This is a genomic window from Paenibacillus sp. J22R232, assembly GCF_056269165.1.
The window spans coordinates 393781-410798 of sequence record NZ_JBWDNK010000005.1 but is presented as its reverse complement, the minus strand read 5'-3'; the positions used below and the strand labels follow the sequence as shown (position 1 = coordinate 410798).

Genomic DNA, 17018 nt, shown 5'->3' with positions numbered 1-17018 from the left:
GGCGGCCGGATGGACGGTAGAGACTGGAATCTTTTTTTACAGCCTTATGAACAAGCGGTTGAAGAACTTAAAGTAAAGTTTAAGACGATGCGGGTTGAATTGAAGATAAGGGAAGCATATGCGCCTATAGAATTTGTCACCGGCCGGGTAAAGCGAATTTCGAGCATATTGGAGAAAGCGAAGCGGTTGAATGTTCCCTCTGACCAGCTGGACACAGGCATTGAGGATATTGCCGGCATTCGCATCATGTGCCAATTCGTGGACGACATCCATCGGGTTGCAGGATTGATCCGCACGCGAAAGGATCTTACGCTTGTATACGAGAAGGACTATATTACTAACTTCAAAGACAGCGGCTACCGGAGCTATCATATCATCGTAGAATATCCGGTACAGACCGCGCTTGGCTATAAGATCGTCCTGGCCGAGATTCAAATTCGCACGCTTGCGATGAACTTCTGGGCAACCATAGAGCACTCGTTGAATTATAAGTTTAAAGAGAGCCTGCCGGAGGATGTTAGGGATCGGCTTAAAAAAGCAGCTGAGGCTGCATCGCAGCTGGATACCGAAATGACCAGCATTCGCAAAGAAATACTGGATGCGCAGACGGAGTTCGAGGAGCAATCCAATGTCGTCTCCAAAGTGCTAAACGGCATTCAGGACTTATATTTCTATCACCGCGTCCGTGAAGCTGCGCAGTTCCAGATGAAATTCAACGAGAAGTTCGAGAAAGAGGATTACCATGAGCTGAACCAGCTGTCACTTGATATTCAAGCAGCGATTGGCAAAGCAAAGAAGGGCAATCAGGGCTAGTTGAAAAGCGAAGGGGCTGTCCGGCAGGGTTTATGTAACCTGCTGGACAGCCCCTTCGTGCATCGAATGCCGTAACTGGCAAAACTACTCGACAGATTTCTTAGGCTTGTACAAGCCGTCTATCGTCTCGCGAATCTCTTCGGCAGTTTTGCCTTGCTTGCTTAAAGCGATAACTTCTTCCATCTCTTTCTTGCAAATGCCGCAGCTCGTACTATGGTTGGTCCACGTGACGCTGCCTTCGTCGGCGGGATGCTCTGCCACATAGCAGCGCAGAAGCGAGTCATGCGGATTCTCTACCTCAACGCCTTCCGCGCATCCGCAGTAGCAGGAAATACCGCTCATAATATGAGCATGGTCATGAACGGCCTTGTACAGCTCGCTCGTATGCGGCGTATAATCGGAGAGGAATGCCGGCAGCTCGTCATAGGATGACGTCGTTTGCCAGGTTTCCGAGCCATGCTGGTGCTCAGCGCCCGCCTTATCGTCATCCGCGAGGCCGCATGCAGTGAGCAGGGTTATAAATGCGAAAGCGAGCAATAAAGCATACAGAATGCCTCGAACGCGGGAGTGTTGGTGCTCCTGCGCGATCTGTTCATCCGTCAAGCGCTGACGCTTCATCAATTGGCTTCAGCTCCTGAATATTTATTGAAGAAGGCTCTGAAATCATCTAAGCTGTAGCCGGTTGTGCCTTCCTCGGCCAGTCCGCCCTCGATCTTGTCAACTTGAACGCCGTCTTTAAAATAGGCCAGCGTTGGGGTGTATTCAACCTGGTATTTGTTAAAGTATGAAGGAAACTCTCTTAGATTGAACTGAGGTAAATCAATGCCAAGCTCGGTGACAAGCGGCATAAGCTGCGGCGTTGTTTTTTGGCAATGCGGGCAATCGGAAGCGAATAGGTACACAAAGAAATCTTCCTTGTCGGCAACCTTCTTGTCCAACACAGCCGGCAATATGATATTCTGGTAGTTAGGATCGTCAAGCTGCTTGCGTGTTGCAGGGTTGAGCTCCGAGACCGGTTTGTCGTATAATGCGTTAACCTTGCCGCTGTTGTTGAGGATGAAGATAAAGCCGAATAATAGGACGACGATTCCGATATACACATAGATCATTTTGACTTTTTGCTTCTTTTTCATGGGTGCGACTACCTCCGAAACGGATTTATAATGGACGAGCCTACGAATAGGGCATGTCCTTACTTAAATATATTATATAACAAAGCCATAACAGTATGTAAGAGGATGGGCAACGAAGAAAATTGGCAGGGGGAATACAGCATGATCGGCAATCTGCCGCGCAATTTCACGGAAAAGATGGAAAAAATGCTTGGAGTAGAATATGACAAATTTATGTCTTCCTACGACGCTCCAAGGGTATATGGGCTGAGAATCAATCGCTTAAAGCTCGATGTGAAGCGATGGAAAGAGCTTTCTCCGATGAGCGAGGGTACCCGCCAGATACCTTGGGCTGAGGATGGCCTCTATTATGCAGAAGGCGAACGGCCAGGCAAGCATCCTCATTATCATGCAGGCCTCTATTATATCCAGGAACCAAGCGCGATGGCGCCGGTTGAGCTGCTTGAGGTGCGGCCGGGACATCGCGTGCTCGATTTATGCGCGGCGCCTGGAGGCAAGTCGACTCAAATCGCAGGCAAGCTGCAAGGTTCCGGGGTACTAGTTACGAATGACAACGCACGAGAAAGAACGAAGGCTTTGGCGAAAAATATCGAGCTTGCAGGAGTTCGGAATGCCGTTGTGCTGAACGAGGAGCCTGAAGCGATTGCTGCTGTTTTTACGGAATGGTTTGACCGAATTCTCGTAGATGCCCCCTGCTCAGGCGAAGGCATGTTTCGAAAGGACGAGTCTATGATCGTGGAATGGGAGAAGCATTCGATTCAGCGTTGTTCGATCATGCAGCATGACATTCTGAAGCATGCCGCAGCAATGCTCGCGCCTGGAGGCAGAATGGTCTATTCGACCTGTACCTTCTCCCCGGAAGAAAATGAGCAGCAGATAGCCCGTTTTCTGCTGGAGCATCCCGACTTTTCTATTATTGCAGTCCCGCATAACGATGGCTGGGCGGCAGGTAGGGCCGATTTAACGGGAGGTGTCGGATCACTTGGCGAAGAGCGCGTGCAAAGCATTAATGGAACGGTTAGGCTATGGCCGCATCTGCTTGAAGGAGAAGGACATTACGTTGCCGTGCTTGGCCGAAGCGGACAAAGGGAAGAAGCGGCAGGCGGGGTTTACGCAGCAGCAGCAAGACCGCGCATAAATAGCGCGGCAATGGCTGCAAGCGCTAAAAGGGATGCATTAAGCGCTGGAGGCAGGCACCGCGAGAAGAAGCCGGATGCCAGAGAAGAGCGGCGTGCAGCAAAGCGTCAGACGAGGAATGACTGGTTAAACGTAGGGACCGAGCGGAACAAGCCGAAACGAGCAGACGCACAAGGGCGTGAAGGTGAAGCGGCACAAACACAAGCAGCAAGCCCGGTTGAGCTATGGTACCAATTTGCCGAGCAATTCGCCGTTGACGCCTTAAGCTGGTCCGGAGTGCCTGTAGCATTCGGATCTCGCGTTTATCTTCAGCCTGCGGAGCTGCCAGCCTTGGACGGCTTGCGGGTCGTTAGGGCAGGCTGGTATGTCGGAGAAGCAGCCAGAGGCCGGTTCGAGCCTTCGCATCCGCTTGCCATGGGGTTAACTCGGGATGAAGCTATACGTTCGGTTAGCTGGAGCGCTGGCGACGAACAGACGCTTCGTTTTCTTAAAGGAGAAACCTTGTTTGCTGGTGAGGTGGACATAAAGGTGCAAGCAGGTGCCGGGACCAAAGGCTATGTATTGGTTTGTGCAGACGGATTTCCGATCGGATGGGGCAAATATGCTGGGGGCATGATCAAAAACGAGCTGCCGGCAGGATGGAGATGGATGTAGAATGGGCAAACGAATACGGGTAGACAAGCTGCTTGCGCATATGGGCCTTGGAACGCGCAGCGAAATTAAACGTGCAGTAAAGATGGGCATGGTGGCAGTGGATGGCCGAATAATCAAGGACAGCGGCCTTATTGTAGATCCTGATGCTGCAGAGGTAGCGTACGATGGCACGCCAGTGGTATATCGGGATGTCGTTTATTTCATGCTCAATAAACCGCAAGGCGTCATATCCGCTACGGAGGATGGGCGTGAACGAACGGTAATTGACTTGCTGGAGCCGCAGGACCGTCTGCGTGATCCGTTTCCTGTCGGCAGGCTGGATAAGGATACGGTTGGACTGCTGCTGCTGACGAATGACGGGCAGCTGGCGCATGAGCTGCTGTCACCGCGCAAGCATGTCGAGAAAACGTACGAAGCGCTCGTGTTAGGCGAGGTTGGCGAGGATGACAAGCAAGCTTTCCTGGCAGGTGTTACACTAGATGACGGCTATGTGACAATGCCTGCTGAGCTGCGGATTGATCGCTATGAGCAGCGGGAGAACGGCATGCATTCCGGCATTTCGCTTACGATAATGGAAGGCAAGTTCCATCAAGTAAAAAGAATGTTTGAAGCCGTTGGCAAGCAGGTCGTTTATTTGAAAAGGGTATCCATGGGACCGCTGCTATTGGATGAATCTCTCCCGGAAGGCTCTTACCGAGAGCTGACCGAAGAGGAAGTGGATTTGCTGCGGACTCATAGGCGGCCGGGGCAGTAATTATTTCTGATTAAGCAAATGTTGGTTTTAAATAGAGAGCATGACCAAGGATAGATTGGAATGGGAATGGGAGTGGGAGAATGAGCTTGCAATATGATTTAATCGCTTTGGATGTAGATGGGACGCTGCTGAGAGATGACCATGTATTAACGGAGGTTATAAGGGAATCGGTTCAGGAGGCTGCCGGGAAGGGAGCTCAGATCGTCCTGTGTACGGGCAGGGGACCATCCGGCGCGCTTCCGATACTTAAGGAGCTTGGCTTAAACGGGACGGTTATTACCCATAATGGAGCTGCGACGATCAATGCGGACGACCATAGCATCGTACATCAGTTTGACATGGTACCGGAGCACTTGCTGAGCTATGTCGCTTATTGCAGAGATAACGGCATCCATTTCGATTTGAATACAGCGTTTGAAATGATGGTTGAAAGCATGACCCCCGATGCTGAGATCATGTACGGACATTATCAAGCAAAGCCTACCGTACAAGATTTCCGGCTTGGCTTGCCGAGCGGGCTCGTGAAATTCACGATGTTCGGTTCGAAGGAGAAGATGGATGCCGTACAGGCGGAATGGGCCGATTGGCCGAAGGTGCTGCATTTTATCCGAAGCGGGGACTTCTTTATTGACGTCCATCATCCGGAAGCGAATAAAGGACGGGCTTTGCAGCGGCTAGCTGAAATGAGGGGGATCGATCGCAGCCGCATTCTGGCCATAGGCAATTATTATAATGATATTACGATGCTTGAATTTGCAGGGATGGGCATTGCGATGGGAAACTCCCCCGATGAGGTTAAACGCGCAGCGAACGCGGTTACGCAATCCAATAGCGAAGACGGAGTAGCCAAGGCGCTTCGTGAATATGCATGGCGTTGAGGGGGAAAAACACTGGAAAAAACCGTCCGTGGCTGCAGCCTCGGACGGTTTTCTATTAATATATAAGAATTTATATGTTTTCACATATAAATGTGCTTATATATCTCCGCGAAACGACTGCTTTGCCACAGAGGACGGAGACAGCCGTTTACGCTTGTAGTCGGATGATAGCGCTTAGTAGAGGACAGATTTAGATATGATTACCAGAAGAATGAACAATACCAAAATTACGCCTAAAGACGTAAACCCTCCATGTACACCGGACATGCCAATTCCTCCTATTAATGAATTTCCGACTCCGAGCAGCCGCTTCTTCGTTCATTTTCTCGTCGTTCGGTATACAGTATCATATGTAAATTACCCCAGAAAGATTGGACATTTGTCTCGGGTGCCCGACATTTGGGCATATGCCCCGATGGTTCGCCAAGCCATTCAGTACGGGTATCCAGGGGATAATTGCAGGGGAAAGCAGCTGCCTATCCGATATCGAACAAATTGTCGCTCAAAGAAAAAGACCGATTCCAAAAGCGGAATCGATCTTCTATGTTTATTCGACTAGCGATTGCGACCGCCGCGGGGCTTATTCGCGGAGCTTCCGCCACGCGAGCTGCTGCGTCCTCCGGTAGGAGCACTACTGCGTCCTCCGGCAGGAGCACTGCTGCGTCCGCCAGCCGAAGCGTTGCCGCGGCTTCCGCCGCGCCCGCCCGATTGCGCTTTGCCGCGAGGCGCATTGCGCTCATTGGTAGCTTTCATATCCTTGCGTGTTGCTTCCCACGGACTATCTACTGAGGCCGCTGGGCGGCCTGCCGCATGCTCAGCGCCGCGTGGTGCGCCAAAACCGCCGCTGCGCGCGCCTCCGCGAGCGGAGCTTCCACGGTTCTCTGAACGCTGGCTGCTGCCGCGGTTAGACGAACGTTCACCGGTTTGTGCAGAAGCGCTGCGTCCGCCTGCGCGCTCGGAGCCGGCGTTATCGAAACGTTCTCCGCGGCGTGCTGCCCAGCCGGTCGTTTCGCCGGTTTGCTCAGCAGCTTCGGCACGAACCTCTGACGTTCTGCCCGTACGTTTGCCAGAAGCCGCTGCAGGACGGAAGGTCTCGCGCTGGCCTCTGCGCCCGCCAGGCTTAGCGCCCCGATCCGATGGGCCGGAACGGTCACGTCCGCGACGTCCGCCTTCGGCTTTATTGGCGCCGCCTCCGCGGGTGCCGCTTTTGCCAGCAGCGCTGCTGCGGCCTCTTTCCGGACGATCGCCGCTTTGCGCGCGGACGGAGGTCTCGTTGCCTTCGCCGTCAATGGAGCGGCGAGTAAGCTTGGCGTTGATGCTCTGCTCGATTAGCAGCAGATGATTCTTGTCATATGGCGTTGCTAAAGTAATAGCTGCTCCGTCTTGTCCTGCGCGGCCGGTTCTGCCGATACGGTGAATGTAGAGCTCGCCATCCTGAGGGACGTCATAGTTGTAAACGTGAGTTACGCCTTCAACGTCTAGGCCTCGTGCTGCGACATCGGTTGCAACGAGTACCTGCAAGCGGGCATCTCTGAACCGTTTCATGACTTGCTCGCGCTTCGCCTGCGTGAGATCGCCGTGCAGCTCATCGGATTCAATTCCAAGCTCCTGCAGTTCTTTGTTCAGCTTCTTGGCGCGAACCTTCGTCCGGCAGAAAATAACGGCAAGATACGGCTGATGGCGCTCAAGCAAATGAACCAGTGCCTGCTGCTTGCTTCTGTCTGTCGTCTCGTAGACGATTTGAGTAATGCTGTCCAACGTCACATTCGTGCTGCGTACGCGAATGTCAACCGGAGTTTTCATGTAGTCTGCTGCCAGCTTGCGGATCGCATCCGGCATCGTTGCGGAAAAGAGCATCGTTTGACGCGCTTTCGGCGTTTGGGTAATAATGCTTTCTACGTCTGGCAGGAAGCCCATGTGGAGCATTTGGTCTGCTTCATCTAATACGAGCATTTGCAGCTTGCCGAGGCTCACGGTTTCGCGTTTCATATGGTCGATAAGACGACCGGGCGTTGCGACCACGATATGCGGCGAACGTTGAAGCTTGCGAATTTGCGCGTCAACGTCCTGTCCGCCATAGGCTGCGAGTACGCTTACGCCAACGGCAGGCACGAGTTTTTTGAGCTCGCTCGTTATTTGAATGGCAAGCTCCCTTGTCGGTGTTAGAATAAGGGCTTGCACTTGTTCTTTTTCTATATTAATCCGTTGCAAAATAGGCAACGCAAACGCAATCGTTTTGCCAGTGCCCGTTTGTGCTTGCGCGATGACGTCCTGCCCGTTGAGCAGAAGCGGAATCGCTTGCTTTTGAACCGGTGTCGGCTCGGTAATTCCATCTTGTTGAAGCAGATCGCTCAGCTTGGGAATGATACCCAAAGCGTTAAATGCGTTAGACATTAATACATTTCCTCTTTTCGTAAACATCGTTTGATGTTAAGTATAACAGTTGTCTATATAATGTGCATCTTTACTTTGCATATGCTATGCTATAAGCCAACATTAAGAGCAGCAGAGGAATGGTAACGATGAATGGTACAGAACGCGCAGCGATAAAATCGGGCTTGCAGGTCGATATTGTTTTGAAGCAGGATCAGCGAACAGGAAAGCTTACTCGCGGCATCGTGAAGGATATTCTAACGAATGCTCCAAAGCATCCGCATGGCATTAAAGTGAGGCTGGCTGACGGCCAAGTAGGCCGGGTAAAAAACATCTTGCTTTAAAGGCATCTATCCATCAGCTAAGAAAGTGAATAGCGGCAAGGAGCGAATGGATATGGCATTCGGCATTAAACGGAGCGAGATGGAGGCATGGAAAGAAGCCGTCTCGCATGGAGAAATCGCATTTCTAACTCATTACTGGCTAGATCCCAGATTTCCGGGGATGAAGACGGTGACAAAGGTAGGCTGCTCCGATCTGGAGAAGCTTGCAAGCTGGTGCCGTTCCAATGGATTGAACCCAAAGTATATTCATGCTCGCGCGCAGTATCCGCATTTTGATTTGATGGGTGCGAAGCAGCAGGAAATATTGCGAAGCGCCAATCAACGAGAGCAGTTAGAGCGATTCGGGATGGTTGACGGCTAGGTGTGAATAGATTGGCAGCCAGCTGCTCAGCGAGCAGCTCTTTTTTTTGTCCGGACCTTATTTGCTTTCTAGCGTACCTATTTGTCTTATATGATGATGAATGAAAATGTCATGCTTATTCGGAATTTTGGAGGGGGAGTAGAAATGTCCGGAGAAAAAGAACGGCTGCTGTCTGCGTTTGGCAGGTGGAACGCCTTTATTGCCGATCTGGGAAAATATGACGAGCGCTATTGGAACCAGAGCATGGCAAGCGGCAAATGGTCTGTCCGTGAGGTCGTAGCCCATATTTTGAAATGGGACGATTACTTTTACGAAGGTGCAATCTCCAAGATAGGAGAGGGGGCTCCGCTTACCATTCGGCATCTGGATTACGATCAGTTCAATGCTGCCGCGAAGGAGTACGGATTAAAAACGCCGATAACCAAGCTCGTGTCCGAATCCATCGCTAACCGCCAAGGGATAATAAACACGATTGCTGCTTTCTCGGACGAGCAATACGGAGGCGTCTACATGGATGTCGACGGACAGCCGTTTGAGACGGTGCAGTACTTGAACGATTTCATAGGGCATGACAGCCATCACGTTGAACCGATCAAAAGGCTTTTGCAGACTCGAATCGAAGAAATGAGCCTGAACGGCTGGCCCGCGCTTCAAACGGTCGTGTATGACGGCTGGCTCCTGCGTTTCGCTGCTGGATATACGAAGAGATCCAACTCGGTTCATGCCTTGTACGGGCAAGCGCACATGCTGGACACGAAGATTGACGAATGCGAGCGGCGATACACGAAAGAAAAACTAAATACGGTATTCAAAATTACTCCGTTCGTTCAGCCTGCCAATCTCGACGAGGAGCTTGCAGCCCGGGGGTATGAGCGATTGGATCAGACGGTTGTCAAAACGGTGCATTTGTCTGAAGTAAGAAAGCCATCGCATGCGGATGTTTGGCTTGAGCATGAACCGTCCGGGAGCTGGATGGACGCCATAACGATTTTTAGCGGACTATCAGAGAATCAAAGAGCGATCACGCTTAAAATGCTTGAGCAGTCTCCGCTTGTAAAATGCTTTGCTTCGCTTCAGGTGAACGGCATACCGGTAGCGGCGGGCTATGCGGCCATTGAGGATGGCTGGATCGGATTGTACGATATTGTCACAGATGCCAACGAACGAAGCAAAGGCTACGGCGAGCAACTTGTGCTTCACCTGCTTCACTGGGGCATGGAGCAGGGCGCGACGGAGAGCTATCTCATGGTCGTCAAAAATAACGAAGCGGCTAACCGGCTCTATGACAAGATTGGATACATACCGCAGTACGAATACTGGTATAGGGTGAAGCGCCCTGATCCGCTTTAAAATCCGTCATCCGCTGAATGCCGCGAGGTGAGGATAGGGAAGCTTAACAACATAGAATGAACAGCATGAGAAAGAAGGATCATGGAGTGAAATTCAATCAAATGAAAACAACGCAGGCCCCAACGGCAGCCGTTATAACTAGCTCGGGGCTGCTTCTATTTGGCGTACTGCTGATTGCCGCGAATTTGCGTGCATCGATTACGGCAGTAGGGCCTATCGTGTCTGAAATTCAAGCCGCCTTCAGCCTGTCGAGCGCACTGACCGGGCTGCTCACGACGCTGCCACTGCTCGCATTCGCACTGATCTCCCCGCTTGCGCCGCGGTTCGCGAAACAGATTAAGATGGAGAATGCCTTGTTTCTTGCAATGGTCGTGCTGACTGGCGCGATCGTCATTCGCTCGCTTCCGTCGGTCATTGCTTTATTCGCAGGCACGCTGCTGCTGGGGATGGCGATCGCAGTCGCCAACGTGCTGCTGCCCAGTTTAATCAAACGAGATTTCGGATCCTCGGTCGGTATCATGACCGGTTTGTACTCCGTCATTATGAACTTGGGGGCGGCCTTGGCTTCCGGCTTCAGCATCCCTGTATCCGATCAGCTAGGCTTAGGCTGGCAAGGCATGCTGGCTTGCTGGGCGTTAGTAGCGCTTATTGCTACAGCGTCTTGGATCCCGCAGCTCCGCAAAGTACCGCGCAGGAGCGAGCTGAATGACGGCGGCAAGGCGAAAGGCAAAAGCATGCTAGGCTTGGGTTTAGCCTGGCAGGTTACGTTATTCATGGGACTGCAGTCCTTTTGCTTTTATGTCAACATTTCCTGGCTTCCGGAAATTTTGTTCGATCGAGGCATGAGCCATGCGGATGCGGGCTGGATGCTGTCGTTGCTGCAATTCGTAAGCTTGCCGGCGACATTCATCATTCCTGTCATTGCCGGACGACAATCGAGCCAGCGAGGCTTGGCCATCCTAACCGCTTGTTTGATGTTGTTCGGATACTTGGGCTTGCTTGTGGGCAGCACTGCACTTATTCCGATCTGTATGATTTTGCTTGGGATAGCAGGCGGATCGGGCTTCAGCTTGGCCGTTATGTTTTTCGTGCTCCGCACGAGCAATACGGCACAGTCAGCACAGCTCTCGGGGATGGCGCAGTCGATTGGTTATTTGCTTGCAGCCGCAGGTCCGCTTTTATTTGGTTTCATACATGATCTTACGCATAGCTGGACGGTATTGCTGGCAATGCTTGCAGCTGTCACTGTTATTTTCGGTATGATCGGTTTTGGAGCGGGAGCAAACAGGCTGCTGCCTGAACAGAGCTAAGCGTGACAGCGATGTCTTGACACCGAACCTCACGATCTTTATAATCGAAACTAACCATTTTTATGCATATGGAGCGTTGAAGAGGAACAGTAATTTCGTTGGCTAGGCTTAGAGAGCCGGTGTTGTAGGGTGAAAGCCGGACCTGCTGCGGAATGAAGCTCGCCTTGGAGCTGTGCGTATAATCCACCGGCGAATTGATCGATAGTCGGTAGGGAATAGCACCGTTTGGCCCGCGATAAGGGCGACAAGTGAGCGATAGGCAAAGCATGCCTGCCGCTAACTAGGGTGGTACCACGGGAGAACAACCTCTCGTCCCTAGCGATTATCGCTAGGGGCGGGAGGTTTTATGTTTTTATTCAGGTATCCGCAAACAGCATATACTTTTAGGAGGAAATCAACAAATGAGTCAAGAACAGCAATTTCACGGCTATAACCCGCTTGCCGTAGAGCCGAAATGGCAGCAATTCTGGGATAAGAACAAAACGTTTCAAACGACCGAGGATGCGGGCAAACCGAAATTTTACGCATTAGATATGTTTCCGTACCCATCGGGAGCAGGTCTGCACGTAGGTCATCCCGAGGGCTATACCGCCACAGATATCGTATCAAGGTACAAGCGGATGAAGGGTTATAACGTGCTTCACCCGATGGGCTGGGACGCTTTCGGACTACCGGCAGAGCAGCATGCTTTGGACACGGGACAGCATCCGCGCGACATTACGTTCAAAAATATTGATAACTTCCGCAGACAAATCAAATCGCTCGGCTTCTCGTACGACTGGGATCGCGAGATTAGCACGACGGATCCTGAATATTACAAATGGACGCAATGGATTTTTATTCAATTGTATAACCGGGGCCTTGCTTATGTAGCGGAGGTTTCCGTTAACTGGTGCGAGGCGCTTGGTACGGTTCTAGCGAATGAGGAGGTCATTAACGGCCTGAGCGAGCGGGGGAATCACCCGGTTGTCCGCAAGCCGATGCGTCAATGGATTCTCAGAATTACGGAATATGCCGACCGTCTATTGGATGACTTGGAAGAGCTGGACTGGTCGGAGAGCATAAAGGATATGCAGCGGAACTGGATTGGCAAATCGAAGGGCGCTGAGGTTACCTTCGAGATCGATGGACATGATGCAGCGCTTGTTGTATTCACTACGCGTCCTGACACGTTATTCGGCGCAACCTACTGCGTATTGGCTCCCGAGCATGAGCTTGTGGCAGTAATCGTAACCGAGGACCAACGGGCTGCCATTCAAGCCTATCAAGAGGCTGCGGCTCGCAAGAGCGATCTTGAGCGTACAGATTTGGCAAAAGATAAATCTGGCGTGTTCACTGGGGCATACGCGATTAATCCCGTTAATGGCGTGAAAACGCCTATCTGGATCGCTGATTACGTTCTGGCAGGTTATGGAACCGGAGCGATTATGGCTGTTCCCGGCCATGATGCCCGCGACTGGGAATTCGCGAAGCAGTTCGACCTTCCGATCGTAGAAGTCGTTCAAGGCGGCGATATTGCGAAAGAAGCTTATGCCGGCGACGGGGAGCATGTCAACTCGGAATTCCTTAATGGACTGAAGAACGAGGAAGCGATTGCGAAGATGATCGAGCATTTGGACGCATCGGGCAAAGGCAAGGGCAAAATTACGTACCGGCTTCGCGATTGGCTGTTCAGCCGTCAGCGTTATTGGGGCGAGCCGATTCCGATTATCCATTTGGAGGACGGTACCATGAAAACCGTTCCCGAGGACCAGCTGCCGCTCTTGCTTCCAGACGTGGATGCGATTACCCCTTCAGGCACGGGTGAATCCCCACTAGCCGTCGTAACGGATTGGGTCAATACGATTGATCCTGAAACGGGTATGAAGGCACGCCGCGAGACGAATACGATGCCGCAATGGGCGGGAAGCTGCTGGTACTACCTGCGCTTTATCGATCCGAAAAACAACGAGCAGCTTTGCTCGCCAGAGAAGCAGAAGGAATGGCTTCCTGTAGATCTATACATCGGCGGTGCCGAGCATGCCGTACTGCATCTCCTGTATGCCCGCTTCTGGCATAAGGTGCTCTACGATATTGGCGTCGTTGATACGAAAGAGCCTTTCCACAAGCTGGTCAACCAGGGGATGATCCTTGGCAACAATAATGAGAAAATGTCCAAGTCACGCGGCAATGTCATTAACCCGGATGATATCGTCAATGAATTCGGCGCAGACACTTTGCGGATGTATGAAATGTTCATGGGCCCGCTGGAGGCGACAAAGCCTTGGAATACGAACGGCGTTGAAGGAACCTATCGCTTCCTCAGCCGCGTATGGCGTCTGTTTGTGAATGAGGATGGCAGCTTGAATGCCAAAATCAGTGACGGCGATACGAGCGATGCGTTCAAACGCACATGGCACCGCTCCATCAAGAAAATCACAGAGGATTATGAGGCGCTTCGTTTCAATACCGTAATCAGCCAGCTGATGATTTTTGTCAATGAAGCGTACAAGACAGAATCTCTTCCGAAAGCGGCAATGGAGCAATTCGTTCAATTGCTATCCCCAATTGCTCCGCATATTGCCGAGGAGCTATGGGAAAAGCTGGGACGTACAGATTCGCTTACTTATGCAGCGTTTCCGGCCTTTGATGAAAGTTGGACCGTTGATCAAGAGGTTGAAATCGTCGTTCAGGTAAACGGTAAAATAGCCGACCGCGTGTCCATTGCTGCCGATATGGATGTTGCAGAAATGGAAAGCATGGCGAAGGAGCTCGAGAAGGTACAGGAGCTGATTGCCGGCAAAACGATACGCAAAGTGATCGCGGTAAAAGGGAAGCTTGTCAATATCGTAGCTAATTAATACAAATTGAAGAGGTGAACGGGTTATAGCTGAAGAACAGCTATTGTCCGTTCACCTCTTCGCCTATAAAGGCGGATGAAACCTTGGCAAGATCCTCTTGGTACTTTGCATGCGTCGTGCGGATCAGCTGGTTGAATACGCCGTCCGTCTCTCTCCGGAGCATGCTTAATGCCTTGGCGGTGATGCCTCCGGGTACGGCTACGCGTTCCTGCACTTCTGCGGGAGTCATGCCGCCATCGGTCAGCAGTAGCCCGGTGCCGAGCAGCATAGCGCTTGCGACCCGAAGCGCTTCATCGCGGCCGATGCCGGTTTCCTCGACAGCGGCTTCGACGAATTGCTCCAGCAGGAAGGAGATAAATGCTGGCCCGCAGCTCGAGAGATCGGAGACAACTCTCGTATAGCTCTCATCTATGCGAAGCGGCTGGCTGATATGGGAAAGCAGATCCTCAAGCCGCTCTTTGTCCGTTTCGTCCATCGTCTGGCCGTATATGCAGAGCGAAGCGCCGCTCCAGACGTGGTTCGTTATGCTTGGAATGATTTTTGCGATTTTGCAGTCGAGCTCTCCCTCCAAATGCGAGATGAGCACGGGGCTTGTGATCGAAACGACAATTTGATTCGGCCGCAGAACGGATTTGATATCATCCACAGCTTTTTTGAATTCCAGCGGTTTAATGCACAGAAATATAATATCGCTGCCCCAGGCCGCGCCAGCATTCGTATATTCGGCTCTCATGCCGGAATAACGGTCGGCTAATGCTTTCGCTTTCGCAAAGGTACGGTTGCTGACTGCGATTTGTGCTGGCGATAGCGCACCTGATGCTATCAGTGCTTCGATAAGCAGGCTGCCCATCGTGCCCGTTCCGATAAATCCGACATTCATGCTAAACCCTCCTATAGGTTGGCGCGCGTTTGATCAGCCGAGAGTAAGACGGTCGACGGCCAAGCGCGTGCAAATCCCGAGTTGCCAAAATCATGCAGGTCAATCTTTTCGGCTGCTCTCTTACCTTATTCCAAAGGACTTGTTTAATATGTCACTCATTTCCAAGTAAAAATAATGAGAAGAAAGGTGCTGTTATTAATGAAAACAGGTACATCACTGCTGAGCAATAAACGGCTGCTGCTCGCTTCCGTTCTAATCGTGACGGCAGTCATCCTCCTTTGTGCTTCCTTGATGGAACCGAAGCGGACGGCTGCCGGGGAATGGCTGCCGCTGAACGAGGAGGTCGCGAATGCGTTGACGGAACTGGATAACAAGGATGAACGGCAAATCGAGGCTGCGGCTGCTGCGGTATCTGGTCCAAACATAAAGGAGCCGGCTCCCGGTGGAAATGCTGCCGGCAAGGCTGAATCGACGGGGACAGCGGAAGCCTTAGCGGGATCAACGGATGAGGCAGAGCCTAAAGCGAAAAGCGATAATCTCACCCTTGGAGATCCGGCTCTTGATGGGGATGCGGATAAACTCGATATTAATCGTGCCAGTGCATCGGAGCTGGATGCGCTCAAAGGGATTGGACCAGCCAAAGCGGAGGCGATCGTGGCGGATCGCGAAACAAACGGTAAATTTACTTCTATTGAGGATCTGCTGCGGGTTAAAGGAATAGGCGAAAAACTATTACATGCAATGGAAGATAGCATTGTAGCTCGTCCATAATTGTGAGAGAATGGAAAGGTGCAGGTGTTTTCAACCAATGCTTGCCATTATTTCATCATTTATTAATTGATTAAAAGGAGTCGAGAAAATGTCAGAACAACGCAAGCTTTCTCTTGATACGCTATCCGTCCACGGGGGCCAGCAAATCGATCCGACTACGATGTCGCGTGCAGTGCCGATCTACCAAACGACATCCTACGGATTCAAAGATACGGACCATGCGGCGAATCTGTTCGCCTTACAGGAATTTGGAAATATTTATTCGAGAATCATGAACCCAACTTCGGATGTATTCGAGAAACGGGTAGCGGAGCTTGAGGGTGCACCCGCAGCACTCGCCGTTGCGTCTGGTCAATCGGCTATTACATATGCGATTCTTAATATCGCTGGGGCAGGAGATGAAATCGTTTCCGCGACGAGCCTGTATGGCGGCACGTACAACTTGTTCTCCATAACGCTCGCAAAGCTAGGCATCACGGTTCGCTTCGTTGATCCTTCCGATCCGGAAAACTTCCGCGGCGCGATCAATGAACGTACGAAAGCCGTTTACGCAGAAACCATCGGCAATCCAAAAGGTGATATCATTGATATTGAGGCAGTTGCGGCAATCGCCCATGAGAATGGCATTCCGTTTATCGTGGACAATACGTTCCCAAGCCCGTATTTGTGCAGGCCGATTGAGCATGGCGCAGATATCGTTGTCCACTCTGCCACGAAATTTATTGGCGGTCACGGTACTTCGATTGGCGGCATTATCGTGGACGGTGGCAAGTTCGATTGGAAAGCCAGCGGCAAGTTCCCAGGCTTGACCGAGCCTGATCCAAGCTACAACGGCGTGGTGTATACGGATGCGGTTGGTCCGGTTGCCTACATTATCAAGGCACGCGTACAACTATTGCGCGACATGGGTGCGGCGATCTCGCCTTTCAACTCCTTCCTTCTGCTTCAGGGACTTGAAACGCTTCATCTCCGGATGGAACGCCACAGCTCCAATGCGCAAAAAGTAGCTGAGTATTTGGAGAGCCATGAAGCTGTTGAATGGGTGAATTATCCTGGCCTTGAAAGCCACCCGAGCTATGCGCTCGCACAAAAGTATTTGCCTAAGGGCAAAGGCGCGATTATGACTTTCGGCATTAAAGGCGGCGTTGAAGCCGGCAAGAAGGTTATCAATTCGGTTGAGCTTTTCTCCCACTTGGCGAACGTAGGCGACTCGAAGTCGCTTATTATCCACCCGGCAAGCACGACTCATCTGCAATTGTCCGAGGAGCAGCAATCGAATGCAGGCGTTTCTCCGGGCATGATCCGTTTATCTATCGGTACGGAAGGCATTGAGGATATCTTAGCCGATCTTGGTCAAGCCATAGCGGCAAGCCAGAACATTTAATTACGACTGAGCGATGCATCTAGAGCATCAAATGCA

15 protein-coding genes and 1 other annotated feature are annotated in these 17018 nt (G+C 51.6%); of the genes, 11 read left to right on the top strand and 4 right to left on the bottom strand.

Annotated features, from left to right (window positions below; all coding sequences use genetic code 11):
* Positions 1–9: 9 nt before the first annotated feature.
* Positions 10–813 carry a GTP diphosphokinase gene (gene yjbM, locus AC0YN3_RS18485; RefSeq protein ID WP_475776431.1) on the top strand — a complete coding sequence of 268 codons (804 nt, stop codon included), beginning with the start codon at positions 10–12 and terminating at the stop codon, positions 811–813.
* 84 nt (positions 814–897) lie between these two features.
* Here the strand turns inward: yjbM and AC0YN3_RS18480 are convergent, their stop codons facing one another.
* The gene (locus tag AC0YN3_RS18480; RefSeq protein WP_475776541.1) at positions 898–1431 is read right to left on the bottom strand and encodes a PCYCGC motif-containing (lipo)protein; all 534 of its coding nucleotides are present in this window, start codon (positions 1429–1431) and stop codon (positions 898–900) included.
* The gene (locus AC0YN3_RS18475) at positions 1431–1946 is read right to left on the bottom strand and encodes a thioredoxin family protein (protein WP_475776430.1); all 516 of its coding nucleotides are present in this window, start codon (positions 1944–1946) and stop codon (positions 1431–1433) included. The genes AC0YN3_RS18480 and AC0YN3_RS18475 overlap by 1 nt, the downstream gene beginning before the upstream one ends.
* Positions 1947–2051: 105 nt before the next feature.
* On the opposite strand from AC0YN3_RS18475, the gene AC0YN3_RS18470 reads away from it, so the two are divergent.
* The 3 genes from AC0YN3_RS18470 (at position 2052) to AC0YN3_RS18460 (ending at position 5369) form a co-directional block, all read left to right on the top strand.
* The gene (locus tag AC0YN3_RS18470; protein ID WP_475776429.1) at positions 2052–3737 is read left to right on the top strand and encodes an RsmB/NOP family class I SAM-dependent RNA methyltransferase; all 1686 of its coding nucleotides are present in this window, start codon (positions 2052–2054) and stop codon (positions 3735–3737) included.
* A gap of 1 nt (position 3738) precedes the next feature.
* Positions 3739–4491 (top strand): pseudouridine synthase, encoded by a 753-nt coding sequence (locus AC0YN3_RS18465; protein ID WP_475776428.1) that lies wholly within the window; start codon positions 3739–3741, stop codon positions 4489–4491.
* An 80-nt stretch (positions 4492–4571) separates the two neighbouring features.
* Positions 4572–5369 (top strand): Cof-type HAD-IIB family hydrolase, encoded by a 798-nt coding sequence (locus AC0YN3_RS18460; protein ID WP_475776427.1) that lies wholly within the window; start codon positions 4572–4574, stop codon positions 5367–5369.
* A gap of 555 nt (positions 5370–5924) precedes the next feature.
* Here the strand turns inward: AC0YN3_RS18460 and AC0YN3_RS18455 are convergent.
* Complete coding sequence (locus tag AC0YN3_RS18455; RefSeq protein ID WP_475776426.1) at positions 5925–7763, bottom strand: DEAD/DEAH box helicase; 1839 nt, start codon at positions 7761–7763, stop codon at positions 5925–5927.
* A 128-nt stretch (positions 7764–7891) separates the two neighbouring features.
* Here AC0YN3_RS18455 and AC0YN3_RS18450 point away from each other — a divergent pair, with 128 nt between their 5' ends.
* From AC0YN3_RS18450 to leuS, 5 genes are all read left to right on the top strand, one after another.
* A complete protein-coding gene (locus tag AC0YN3_RS18450) occupies positions 7892–8086 on the top strand; it encodes a YwbE family protein (protein WP_475776425.1) in 195 nt (64 codons plus the stop codon).
* Between the two features lie 52 nt (positions 8087–8138).
* The gene (locus tag AC0YN3_RS18445) at positions 8139–8447 is read left to right on the top strand and encodes a hypothetical protein (RefSeq protein ID WP_475776424.1); all 309 of its coding nucleotides are present in this window, start codon (positions 8139–8141) and stop codon (positions 8445–8447) included.
* Positions 8448–8591: 144 nt separating this feature from the next.
* Positions 8592–9797, top strand: a complete 1206-nt coding sequence (locus AC0YN3_RS18440) for a GNAT family N-acetyltransferase (RefSeq protein WP_475776423.1) — start codon at positions 8592–8594, stop codon at positions 9795–9797.
* A 101-nt stretch (positions 9798–9898) separates the two neighbouring features.
* The gene (locus AC0YN3_RS18435; RefSeq protein WP_475776540.1) at positions 9899–11107 is read left to right on the top strand and encodes a CynX/NimT family MFS transporter; all 1209 of its coding nucleotides are present in this window, start codon (positions 9899–9901) and stop codon (positions 11105–11107) included.
* A 67-nt stretch (positions 11108–11174) separates the two neighbouring features.
* Positions 11175–11427 (top strand) — a binding site (T-box leader).
* Positions 11428–11508: 81 nt separating this feature from the next.
* Positions 11509–13947, top strand: a complete 2439-nt coding sequence (gene leuS, locus AC0YN3_RS18430) for a leucine--tRNA ligase (RefSeq protein ID WP_475776422.1) — start codon at positions 11509–11511, stop codon at positions 13945–13947.
* 40 nt (positions 13948–13987) lie between these two features.
* Here leuS and comER read toward each other — a convergent pair whose 3' ends face one another.
* Entirely contained in the window at positions 13988–14827 is an 840-nt protein-coding gene (gene comER, locus AC0YN3_RS18425) for a late competence protein ComER (protein ID WP_475776421.1), read from the bottom strand.
* Positions 14828–15025: 198 nt separating this feature from the next.
* Here comER and AC0YN3_RS18420 point away from each other — a divergent pair, with 198 nt between their 5' ends.
* Both AC0YN3_RS18420 and AC0YN3_RS18415 read left to right on the top strand, forming a co-directional pair.
* A complete protein-coding gene (locus AC0YN3_RS18420) occupies positions 15026–15598 on the top strand; it encodes a ComEA family DNA-binding protein (protein WP_475776420.1) in 573 nt (190 codons plus the stop codon).
* A gap of 88 nt (positions 15599–15686) precedes the next feature.
* Complete coding sequence (locus AC0YN3_RS18415) at positions 15687–16982, top strand: homocysteine synthase (RefSeq protein WP_475776419.1); 1296 nt, start codon at positions 15687–15689, stop codon at positions 16980–16982.
* The last annotated feature ends 36 nt before the right edge of the window (positions 16983–17018 follow it).